Genomic DNA, 11,734 nt, shown 5'->3' with positions numbered 1-11,734 from the left:
GGGGACTAGCCCTTAAGTGGCTTTGAGATTAGCGGAACGCTCTGGAAAGTGCGGCCATAGTGGGTGATAGCCCTGTACGCGAAAATCTCTTGGCCATGAAATCGAGTAGGACGGAGCACGAGAAACTTTGTCTGAATATGGGGGGACCATCCTCCAAGGCTAAATACTACTGACTGACCGATAGTGAACTAGTACCGTGAGGGAAAGGCGAAAAGAACCCCGGAGAGGGGAGTGAAATAGATCCTGAAACCGTATGCGTACAAGCAGTGGGAGCCCACTTTGTTGGGTGACTGCGTACCTTTTGTATAATGGGTCAGCGACTTATTTTCAGTGGCGAGCTTAACCGAATAGGGGAGGCGTAGCGAAAGCGAGTCTTAATAGGGCGTCTAGTCGCTGGGAATAGACCCGAAACCGGGCGATCTATCCATGGGCAGGTTGAAGGTTGGGTAACACTAACTGGAGGACCGAACCGACTACCGTTGAAAAGTTAGCGGATGACCTGTGGATCGGAGTGAAAGGCTAATCAAGCTCGGAGATAGCTGGTTCTCCTCGAAAGCTATTTAGGTAGCGCCTCATGTATCACTGTAGGGGGTAGAGCACTGTTTCGGCTAGGGGGTCATCCCGACTTACCAAACCGATGCAAACTCCGAATACCTACAAGTGCCGAGCATGGGAGACACACGGCGGGTGCTAACGTCCGTCGTGAAAAGGGAAACAACCCAGACCGTCAGCTAAGGTCCCAAAGTTATGGTTAAGTGGGAAACGATGTGGGAAGGCTTAGACAGCTAGGAGGTTGGCTTAGAAGCAGCCACCCTTTAAAGAAAGCGTAATAGCTCACTAGTCGAGTCGGCCTGCGCGGAAGATGTAACGGGGCTCAAACCATACACCGAAGCTACGGGTATCACTTAGGTGATGCGGTAGAGGAGCGTTCTGTAAGCCTGTGAAGGTGAGTTGAGAAGCTTGCTGGAGGTATCAGAAGTGCGAATGCTGACATGAGTAACGACAATGGGTGTGAAAAACACCCACGCCGAAAGACCAAGGTTTCCTGCGCAACGTTAATCGACGCAGGGTTAGTCGGTCCCTAAGGCGAGGCTGAAAAGCGTAGTCGATGGAAAACAGGTTAATATTCCTGTACTTCTGGTTATTGCGATGGAGGGACGGAGAAGGCTAGGCCAGCTTGGCGTTGGTTGTCCAAGTTTAAGGTGGTAGGCTGGAATCTTAGGTAAATCCGGGATTCTAAGGCCGAGAGCTGATGACGAGTTACCCTTTGGGTGACGAAGTGGTTGATGCCATGCTTCCAAGAAAAGCTTCTAAGCTTCAGGTAACCAGGAACCGTACCCCAAACCGACACAGGTGGTTGGGTAGAGAATACCAAGGCGCTTGAGAGAACTCGGGTGAAGGAACTAGGCAAAATGGCACCGTAACTTCGGGAGAAGGTGCGCCGGTGAGGGTGAAGCATTTACTGCGTAAGCCCATGCCGGTCGAAGATACCAGGCCGCTGCGACTGTTTATTAAAAACACAGCACTCTGCAAACACGAAAGTGGACGTATAGGGTGTGACGCCTGCCCGGTGCCGGAAGGTTAATTGATGGGGTTAGCTAACGCGAAGCTCTTGATCGAAGCCCCGGTAAACGGCGGCCGTAACTATAACGGTCCTAAGGTAGCGAAATTCCTTGTCGGGTAAGTTCCGACCTGCACGAATGGCGTAACGATGGCGGCGCTGTCTCCACCCGAGACTCAGTGAAATTGAAATCGCTGTGAAGATGCAGTGTATCCGCGGCTAGACGGAAAGACCCCGTGAACCTTTACTATAGCTTTGCACTGGACTTTGAATTTGCTTGTGTAGGATAGGTGGGAGGCTTTGAAGCGTGGACGCCAGTTCGCGTGGAGCCAACCTTGAAATACCACCCTGGCAACTTTGAGGTTCTAACTCAGGTCCGTTATCCGGATCGAGGACAGTGTATGGTGGGTAGTTTGACTGGGGCGGTCTCCTCCTAAAGAGTAACGGAGGAGTACGAAGGTGCGCTCAGACCGGTCGGAAATCGGTCGTAGAGTATAAAGGCAAAAGCGCGCTTGACTGCGAGACAGACACGTCGAGCAGGTACGAAAGTAGGTCTTAGTGATCCGGTGGTTCTGTATGGAAGGGCCATCGCTCAACGGATAAAAGGTACTCCGGGGATAACAGGCTGATACCGCCCAAGAGTTCATATCGACGGCGGTGTTTGGCACCTCGATGTCGGCTCATCACATCCTGGGGCTGAAGCCGGTCCCAAGGGTATGGCTGTTCGCCATTTAAAGTGGTACGCGAGCTGGGTTTAGAACGTCGTGAGACAGTTCGGTCCCTATCTGCCGTGGACGTTTGAGATTTGAGAGGGGCTGCTCCTAGTACGAGAGGACCGGAGTGGACGAACCTCTGGTGTTCCGGTTGTCACGCCAGTGGCATTGCCGGGTAGCTATGTTCGGAATAGATAACCGCTGAAAGCATCTAAGCGGGAAACTAGCCTCAAGATGAGATCTCACTGGGACCTTGAGTCCCCTGAAGGGCCGTCGAAGACTACGACGTTGATAGGTTGGGTGTGTAAGCGCTGTGAGGCGTTGAGCTAACCAATACTAATTGCCCGTGAGGCTTGACCATATAACACCCAAGCAATTTGTTGACTCGAAAGAGCACCAGATTGCGGTGTGTGAAGACGCAATGAACCGAAAGTTCGCAGCAACACCAACACACAAATCTATTGCATACCCATTCGCTGGAACGTGAACCTGCAAAGGCCCACGACCTGGCTACCGAATTTCTTGACGACCATAGAGCATTGGAACCACCTGATCCCATCCCGAACTCAGCAGTGAAACGATGCATCGCCGATGGTAGTGTGGGGTTTCCCCATGTGAGAGTAGGTCATCGTCAAGATTAAATTCCGAAACCCCTATCTGCGTATGCAGGTAGGGGTTTTGTTTTGTCCGCAGAAAAGTGGCGTGACGAAAAAGGGATAGTCCATCGGCTATCCCTGGTTCCAGCAGCATTGTTAGTGAAACTTCGGCAGCACGTATTCAGCGATCTCTTCGATAACCTCGGCAACCGGTCGTTCGCTGCGACGCAGGTGCAAGCCAACGTGCTGCACACCGGCCTCGCGCAACGCCTGAAGCTCATCGATCAATGCCAACCTCCCACAGCTGCCACCGAAACGCACACGGCGCATCGGCGCGTGGGCATTGGCCGCCAGATCCAGGTGCACAAAGCTGATGTAGGGTTTATCACCACCGACCTCTCGCCACAGCCCCACTCGACGATGATGTTCATCTGGAGTACCGGGGTAGGCGAGCCATCCATCCATGTGTTGACCAATCCATGCCGGGGATTGCTGGCCAAGACCCGCCACCAGCAATGGCACTGGCTGATCTCGCTGCGGTAACAAGCGAGCACCTTCCGGCAGGCGACCTTCACCTTGGCTGCGCAACAACTTAATGGTGTCGCGAAAGATTTCCCCCCGCTGATCGTAGTCCACACCAAACAACGGATATTCCATAGGTCGGTCGCCGCTGGCGACGCCTAGCAGCAATCGTTCATCACTTAACTCATCAACACTGTTGGCTGCCTTGAGCGTTAACCAAGGCTGACGTAGCGGTAATACAACCGCCGCCGTACCGAGCATGATGTTGTCGGTGATCCCTGCCAGGTAGCCAAGGTAGGAAAAGGTTTCGAAAACCTGTGCGGCATCGCCGAAGTTGGGGTCGTAAATCGGGACATCGCGCACCCACAGCGCCCGGAAACCAGCCTTATCAGCCAAGCGTGCCATGGCCGCATGCTGCTTCAGATCGGGAACACCAAAAGGTCTGTCTTCGGCAATCCGCAGCCGCTGCACATCGCTGGACCAATCGTTATCCAGTGGTAGTTCCAGCCCAATGGAAAATCTATTGGAGCCCAGTAAACGTTGAAATCGTGGATGCATGAAAAGACTCCAAAAAAACCAAACGGAATGACATGCACCCAGTATCTACAGGCCCTCCTTCAAGAAAAATGCATGAATGGGAATATCAATCTTGAGCGAAACGCACGAGTCATAAAAAAACCGACTGTCGTTTTAGTCTTCAAGGACAACCGTTAGAGGAAATCGCACTAAAGTGACCGCACGGTTTTTGGTATGGTGCAGCTCGTTTTTTAACGGACTGATTTCAAGCCTACGGATCGGCACCCCCCTTTACAGTCAAAGAGCTGCTGCAGAAATGCCCCAACCGATACCGATCAAGGACCACGAAAAAGAGACGCGCCTGGTCAACAAAAGACTGATGGCTTGCGCCCTGTTCGTCGTCGCCATTACCTGCGCGCTGGTAGTGCGCATGTATGTCCTGCAGGTGGTCGAATTTGACTATCACTCGACGATCTCCGAAAACAACCGCGTCCATGTCCTGCCGATCACCCCAACCCGCGGGCTGATCTACGACCGCAACGGCGTGGTTCTGGCGGATAACCGGCCCAGCTTCAACCTGACCATCACCCGCGAACGCGCCTCCGATGTCAAAGTAGAACTGGATGAGGTGGTCAACCTCCTGCACTTGCCGACAGAAGATCGAACGCTGTTCGACAAGGCAATGAAGCAGGCCCGGCATCCATTCGTGCCGGTCACCTTGTTCTACGAGCTCAGCGAAGAACAAATCGCCGTGTTGGCGGTCAACGAGTTCCGTCTGCCGGGGATCGACGTAGAGCCACAATTCGTTCGCCACTACCCCATGGGCGCGCACTTTGCGCATTCGATTGGCTACGTCGGCCGCATCAACGAGAAAGAATCCAAAGTCCTGGACACGGTGGAATACCGTGGCACTCAATCCATCGGCAAGACCGGCATCGAAAAATTCTACGAGTCGCAGTTGCACGGCCAAGTCGGTTACGAAGAAGTCGAAACCAACGCTCAGGGCCGGGTCCTGCGAGTGCTCAAGCACACCGATCCGATCCCCGGCAAAAACATCGTGCTGAGCCTCGACGTCAAACTTCAGGAAGCCGCCGAGGAAGCCTTGGGCGATCGTCGCGGTTCGGTGGTCGCTCTCGATCCGTCGACCGGCGAAGTGCTCGCAATGGTCAGCAAGCCAAGCTTCGACCCGAACCTGTTCGTCACCGGGATCAGCTTCAAGGAATACGCAGCGCTGCACGACTCCATCGACCGGCCGCTGTTCAACCGCGTACTGCGCGGCCTCTACGCGCCGGGTTCGACCATCAAGCCGGAAGTGGCCATTGCCGGCCTCGACGCCGGCGTCGTCACCCCACAGACCCGCGTCTTCGACCCCGGTTATTACCAATTGCCGGACTTTGATCACAAATACCGTAACTGGAACCACAGCGGCGATGGCTGGGTGGACATGGACGCGGCGATCATGCGCTCCAACGACACCTACTTCTACGACCTGGCCCACAAGCTGGGCATCGACCGACTGCATGACTACATGGCCATGTTCGGCCTCGGCGAGAAAGTCTCGCTGGACATGTTCGAAGAGTCTGCCGGCCTGATGCCATCGCAAGCCTGGAAGCGCGCCACGCGCCGTCAGGCATGGTTCCCGGGTGAGACCGTGATCCTCGGCATCGGCCAGGGCTACATGCAGGTCACGCCGCTGCAGCTCGCCCAGGCTACTGCGCTGATCGCCAACAAAGGCGTCTGGAATCGCCCGCACCTGGCCAAGACCGTGGACGGTGTTGCGCCAGTGGATGAGAACCCGATGCCAAATATCCTGCTGAAGAATCCGCATGACTGGGAGCAGGTCAACCATGGCATGCAAATGGTGATGCACGACGCTCGCGGGATTGCCCGGGCGGCAGCGGCGGGGGCTCAATACCGCATCGCCGGCAAGAGTGGTACTGCGCAGGTGGTGGCGATCAAGCAAGGCGAACGCTACAACCGGGCGAAAACCCTGGAGCGTAACCGCGACAACGCCTTGTTCGTCGGTTTTGCCCCGGCCGAACATCCGAAGATTGTCATCTCGGTGATGATCGAAAACGGTGAGGCCGGCGGTCGAGTCGCCGGTCCTGTGGTGCGGCAGATTATGGATGCCTGGTTACTCGATCAGGACGGCCATCTCAAGCCGCAGTACGCGACGCCAGCCAAACCGCCGGGCGATCCACACGTTTAAGCGATCAAGGCTTCACAGCACAGGCTCACGAATACTGAGCATGTGCTGGAAGCTTTCGAGGAACACGGTTTCGGCCTGACTCATCTTCTGCTCACGATTCCATAACAGCTGGATATCGAAATCCACCACCCCCTCTTCCGGCGGCAAACGCCAGAGCAAACCTTGCTCCACATCCCGCCGTACCAAGTGAACCGGCAAACAACCAATACCAAACCCTGCACAGATCAAGCGATAAATCTCTTCGAAACTGGTGGAGGAGGCGACGATCTTGCCAGTAAAACCTTGTTCATCGCGAAACAGCGTCAAGGGTGAAAGATTGCCCCCCAGTTGATCACTGGTGAAACTCACGAAGTTCTCTGCCGCGAGTTGTTCCAGGGTCAGATTCTCCTGCCCGAACAGCCGATGACGCTGCCCGCAGAAATACGCGTAGCGCTCGCGAAACAGCACCCGTTGTTCTAGCCGTGGCTGCGGTAAACGGCACAGGCCGACGCCAATGGTCGCGGTCTTTTGCAGCAGTGAGCTGATGATGTTCGAGCTGCCCATTACCTCGACTTCAAACTCGATTTTCGGATGGGTGTCGTGGAAATCGGCGAGGAACTCATCGTAGTGTCGCGCCTGTACGCCGCTGACAGTGAGGATGCGAATCTTGCCCACCACGTCGTCGTTGCGACTCTCCACCACCGTGCCCAGTCGTGAAATATCTCCGTAAATGTCCGCTGCAATGCGCAGGACTTCTTCCCCGGTTTCGGTCAGATCAAACCGCCGCCCGCTACGGGCAATCAACACGCATTCCAACTGTTCCTCCAGCCGTTTCAGCGCCTGGCTGACGGCTGACTGCGTGATGTGCAATCGCGCGGCGGCCCGGCTCATGCTGCCTTCCTGGCCGATCACCAAATAGGTGCGTAACAGGTTCCAGTCGAGACGGTCATTGAGAAAGCGGCGACCAACCCAAGGGTTAGAGATGGAGGGCATAGAGACTCCAAGTAGTAGCAGTGCTAATAGTAAAGATAAGAATATGAAAATTGACTAATCCTGGCACGGAAGCGATAAAGGCCACAAGCGCCACAGAGTGCCACCGTAAAAAGCCTTCAGTACCTGCCCAAAACTATAAATACACAGGGTCCTTGCATGCACACTACCCCTCAACCGCGTCGAGCGGCGGCGGCAGCCTTCATTGGCACGACCATCGAGTTCTACGACTTCTACATCTACGCCACGGCCGCGGCGCTGGTGCTCGGGCAAGTGTTTTTTCCAAGCAGCGACCCGGTGATGAGCACCCTGGCCGCTTTCGGCAGTTTCGCCGTCGGCTTCATCGCTCGCCCAATGGCCGGCATGGTGTTTGGCCACTTGGGCGATCGCCTGGGTCGCAAGAAAATGCTGCTGGTGACCATGGCCCTGATGGGTTTGGCGACGGCCGGCATCGGTCTGTTGCCCAGCTACGCCAACGTCGGCATCTGGGCACCGGTCGGTCTGATTGTGCTGCGTTTGATCCAGGGCATTTCGGTTGGCGGCGAGTGGGGCGGGGCGGTGCTGATGGCCAGCGAGCACGCACCGGCCAAGCGCAAAACCTTCTACGCCTCGTTTGCCCAGCTCGGCAGTCCCGCCGGTTTGCTGCTGGCATTGATCGCCTTTCGTCTGGTGACCTCCCTTGAGCCAGAGGACTTCCTCGCCTGGGGCTGGCGTCTGCCGTTTCTCGCCAGTGGCGTGCTGATGATGGTCGGCCTGATGATCCGTTCCGGCGTCCACGAGTCGCCGGAATTCGCCAAGGCCCGGGACAATAACGAAACCTCCCAATACCCGGTGAAGGATGTGATCCGCACCTGCTGGCGGCAGATCCTGTTTGCCGCCGCCGCGGTGACTATCGGTTCGGCCGGGTTCTTCTTTACCAATACCTTCATGATCACCTACGTCACCCAGTATCAGGGCATCGCTCGCTCGACGATTCTCGACTGCCTGTTCCTGGTGACCGTTATTCAGCTGCTCTCGCAACCGCTCTCCGCGTTGCTGGCCGAGCGCATCGGCGAAGGCCGCTTCCTCAAACTTGTCGCGCTGCTGTGCATGGTCACGCCGTACCCGATGTTCCTGCTGGTGGGCACGCAGAACATTGTGCTGATGACCGTCGGCATCGCCCTGGCGGTGGTGATTCTCTCGGCGCTGTACGCGGTGATTGCCGGTTACATGACCCAGGCGTTCCCGGTGCACCTGCGCTACTCGGGCATTTCTATCGCTTATCAACTCAGCTGCGCGTTAGCCGGTGGCACCACGCCGCTGATCGGCACGCTGCTGGCGAGCAAGTTTTCCGGACAATGGTTGCCGTTGGCGGTGTTCTTCACCTTGCTCTCGGCCCTGTCCTTGATCGGTGTTTGCGGGCTGGCCCGCCTGCGCGCCAACCCGGTCGTCACCCACGCTGCTAAAGAGGTGTATTCGTGAGTAAACCTGAACACATCGGCCCGGTTGAATGGCAAGCCCGTTGCGAACTCGCCGCGCTGTATCGCCTGGTCGCGCACTTTCGCATGACCGACCTGATCGACACCCACATCACCCTGCGTATTCCAGGGCCTGAGCATCATTTTCTGATCAACCGCTACGGGGTGATTTTCGACCGCATGCGCGCTTCGGATCTGGTGCGCATCGATAAGGACGGACAAGTCGTCGATCCGGCTTACCAAGGTCACCGAGTTAACCCCGCCGGTTTCGTCATCCACTCGGCGATCCATATGGCCCGCCCGGACTTGAACTGCGTGATCCACACCCACACGGCTGCCGGTATGGCGGTCGCCGCACAGAAGCAAGGATTGCTGCCGATCAGTCAGCATGCGCTGAAGTTCTACGGCAAGTTGGCGTATCACACCTATGAAGGCATCGCGTTGTCACTGGATGAGCGCGAGCGTTTGATTGCTGATCTGGGGCCGCACCGCGCGATGATCCTGCGCAATCACGGCTTGTTGGTCGGTGGTTCCGGGGTGGCGCAGGCGTTCCAGGAAATTCACTTTCTGGAGCGAGCCTGTCAGGCGCAGGTTGCGGCGCTGGCCGGTGGTTCGGCGTTGCATTACCCGTCCCCGGAAGTCTGTGCGCACACCGCCGAACAGTTTGACCGCGATGAGCAGGACAACATCATCGACCTGGCCTGGGAGGCCGCTTTAACCCTGATCGAATCCCAGCGCGAGTCCTATCTTTCATGAACACCGTGGTTTTGCTGTCCCGCGACACCCTGTTGCTCAAGCAATTGCAGGCCGCGTTTGCCCGCAGTGCGCCGCAGCTCACTACCGTGCTGGCCGATGATCCGCTGGCCAAAAATGCGCAGATTGCCGCGTGCTGGTTTCCCTTGCCGGGCAGCCTCGCCGCGCTGCCGCACTTGCAAGTCATCCACTCGGTGGCCGCCGGCATCGATCACTTGGATCACGACCCGTCGTGCCCTGATTTGCCCGTGTGCCGAGTGGTGGATCCCGGCCACCGGCAAGGCATGACCGAGTACGTGCGTTGGGCGGTGATTCACTACCACCGAGGTTTTGATCAAGTGCTGTTGCAGCAACAGGACCAGCGCTGGGAGCGACCACTGCAAAGAGCGGCGGGGCAGTTCAAAGTCGGGGTGATGGGGCTTGGGTCGCTGGGCAGCGCGATTGCGCAGGATTTGGCTGCCGCCGGATACAACGTTCGTGGATGGGCGCGCAGTAGCAAGACGTTAAGCGGTGTCCAGACCTTTGCCGGTGCGGAACAACTGAATCCGTTTCTGGACGGTCTGGAGTTACTGATCAACTTGTTGCCGCTGACCGGCGAAACCCGCGGCATCCTTGGCAATGCAACATTCGAGCAGCTCGCTAACGGCGCCGCGCTGGTCAATTGCGGTCGGGGCGGTCATCTGAATATCGACAACCTCGAGCTAGCCCTGAAACGAGGAAAACTGCGCGGCGCTCTGCTGGATGTATTCGAACAGGAACCACTGCCGGTCGATCACCGTCTCTGGACAATGCCCGGGGTTACGATCACCCCACACATGGCCTCGGCGGCCTCCCACGACTGCATTGCCGAACAAGTAGCGGAAAACTTCCGTCGATTGAATGCTGGTGAACCGTTATTGAATAGCGCAGACCGAATACTGGGTTATTAAACTTGCAGACTCGCCCATTAAGTTGGGCGATACCTAACAACAATCCCTCACTCTCAAACGATTTACTGCCAGTCAAAACAATTAAATAAACGAGTTCTCAATGAATTCCTGGAGACAGTGATGAGCGATCTATCGTCCGCAGAAAAGTCCGGCGCACCTCCGGAAGTTGCAATCAGCATGAAAAAAGTGGCCGTGGCCAGTGTGATTGGCACCACGGTGGAATGGTACGACCTGTTTGTGTTCGCCACCGCATCGGCGCTGGTGTTCAACAAAGTATTCTTCCCGGACTTCGATCCGTTGATCGGTACATTACTGGCTTTCGGTACGTTTGCTTCGGCGTATCTGGCCCGGATTGTCGGCGCGGCATTGTTCGGGCATTTCGGTGACCGCCTGGGACGCAAGTCGATGTTGTTGGTTTCGCTGTTGACCATGGGTGCCGCTACTTTCGCCATCGGGTTATTACCTAACTACGCGGCCATTGGTATCTGGGCGCCGATCCTGTTGTTGCTGCTGAGGGTGATTCAAGGCCTGGCATTGGGCGGCGAGTGGGGCGGTGCGGTGCTGATGGCGGTGGAACATGCGCCTGCCAACAAACGCGGCTTGTACGGTTCCTGGGTACAGATCGGCGTCCCGGCCGGGACCATGATTGCCAACCTGGCCTTCCTGCTGATCGCCGCGTGCATGTCCCCTGAAGACCTGTTGGCCTGGGGCTGGCGTATTCCGTTCCTGGCCAGCGTGCTGCTGATCGCCGTGGGCTTGTACATCCGCTTGAACATCGCTGAAACCCCGGCCTTCAACAAGGTCAAGGAAGCCGAGGTGCAAGTGAAAATGCCGCTGGCGGAGGTGTTCCGCAAGTACTGGAAACAAGTGGTGCTGGGCGGGATCGCCACCATGTCGACCGGGGCGTCGTTCAACATCATCGTTGCGTTCGGCCTGACCTATGGCACGCAGAATCTCGGGTTCAGCCGCAGCGTGATGCTTGGCGTGGTGTTGCTGTCCTGCGTCTGGTGCATCGTCATGTTGCCGGTGTTCGGGGCGCTGTCGGACCGTTACGGACGCAAGCCGATCATCGTCGCCGGCATCGTGGCCGAAGCGTTGGTGGCGTTCCCGATGTTCTGGCTGATGGACACCAAAGAGCTGTCGTTGGTGATCTTCGGCTACTTGTTGTTGATGACCGCATTCGCCGCCAACTACGGACCGATTGCGACCTTCCTCGCCGAACTGTTCGGCACACGTGTGCGTTATTCGGGACTGTCCATCAGCTACATGTTGTCCGGCCTGCTCGGCAGTGCGGCGACGCCCATCGTCACCACAGCATTATTGGCAGCGACCGGCAAAGGCTCTTCGGTGGCCTGGTACATGATCGGCGCGGCGTTGATTTCACTTGTGGCGCTGCTGTTGCTGACCGAGACCTTCAAGCGAGACATCAGCGAAATTCCGCCGGCGGTTCCGGCCGACGATCAACCCGTTCGCAAACCTTTCAAATCGGCTGCGGCCTGATCCATGGAG

At 56.8% G+C, this 11,734-nt stretch carries 7 protein-coding genes and 2 rRNA genes (1 of these 9 only partly in view); 7 read left to right on the top strand and 2 right to left on the bottom strand.

The genetic code is table 11. From position 1 onward, the window contains the following. Positions 1–2,635: ribosomal RNA gene (locus ACYZT5_RS15420) — 23S ribosomal RNA — on the top strand; it begins 257 nt to the left of the window's first position. Positions 2,636–2,795: 160 nt separating this feature from the next. Continuing rightward, positions 2,796–2,911, top strand: a 5S ribosomal RNA gene (gene rrf / locus ACYZT5_RS15415). Between the two features lie 115 nt (positions 2,912–3,026). Here the strand turns inward: rrf and ACYZT5_RS15410 are convergent. Beyond that, positions 3,027–3,950, bottom strand: coding sequence for a TIGR03571 family LLM class oxidoreductase (locus tag ACYZT5_RS15410; protein ID WP_462051852.1), 924 nt, complete (start codon positions 3,948–3,950; stop codon positions 3,027–3,029). A gap of 274 nt (positions 3,951–4,224) precedes the next feature. Between ACYZT5_RS15410 and mrdA the strand changes: the two genes are divergently transcribed. Further along, positions 4,225–6,117, top strand: coding sequence for a penicillin-binding protein 2 (mrdA, locus tag ACYZT5_RS15405; protein ID WP_462051851.1), 1,893 nt, complete (start codon positions 4,225–4,227; stop codon positions 6,115–6,117). A gap of 12 nt (positions 6,118–6,129) precedes the next feature. Here the strand turns inward: mrdA and ACYZT5_RS15400 are convergent, their stop codons facing one another. After that, a complete protein-coding gene (locus ACYZT5_RS15400) occupies positions 6,130–7,089 on the bottom strand; it encodes a LysR family transcriptional regulator (protein ID WP_462051850.1) in 960 nt (319 codons plus the stop codon). Between the two features lie 156 nt (positions 7,090–7,245). On the opposite strand from ACYZT5_RS15400, the gene ACYZT5_RS15395 reads away from it, so the two are divergent. The 4 genes from ACYZT5_RS15395 to ACYZT5_RS15380 all read left to right on the top strand — a co-directional run bounded on the left by ACYZT5_RS15395 (position 7,246) and on the right by ACYZT5_RS15380 (position 11,725). Further along, entirely contained in the window at positions 7,246–8,547 is a 1,302-nt protein-coding gene (locus tag ACYZT5_RS15395) for an MFS transporter (RefSeq protein ID WP_462051849.1), read from the top strand. Continuing rightward, on the top strand, positions 8,544–9,299 hold the full coding sequence (locus ACYZT5_RS15390) for a class II aldolase/adducin family protein (RefSeq protein WP_462051848.1): 756 nt from the start codon (positions 8,544–8,546) through the stop codon (positions 9,297–9,299). Before ACYZT5_RS15395 ends, ACYZT5_RS15390 begins: the two co-directional genes overlap by 4 nt. Further along, on the top strand, positions 9,296–10,225 hold the full coding sequence (locus tag ACYZT5_RS15385) for a 2-hydroxyacid dehydrogenase (protein ID WP_462051847.1): 930 nt from the start codon (positions 9,296–9,298) through the stop codon (positions 10,223–10,225). The genes ACYZT5_RS15390 and ACYZT5_RS15385 overlap by 4 nt, the downstream gene beginning before the upstream one ends. A 120-nt stretch (positions 10,226–10,345) precedes the next feature. Further along, a complete protein-coding gene (locus ACYZT5_RS15380) occupies positions 10,346–11,725 on the top strand; it encodes an MFS transporter (protein ID WP_462051846.1) in 1,380 nt (459 codons plus the stop codon). Positions 11,726–11,734: the final 9 nt, after the last annotated feature.

The sequence above is a fragment of the Pseudomonas sp. LB3P14 genome, from assembly GCF_054898045.1.
Note: the sequence above shows the minus strand (reverse complement) of the source record. Positions and strands in the feature narration are given on the sequence as shown.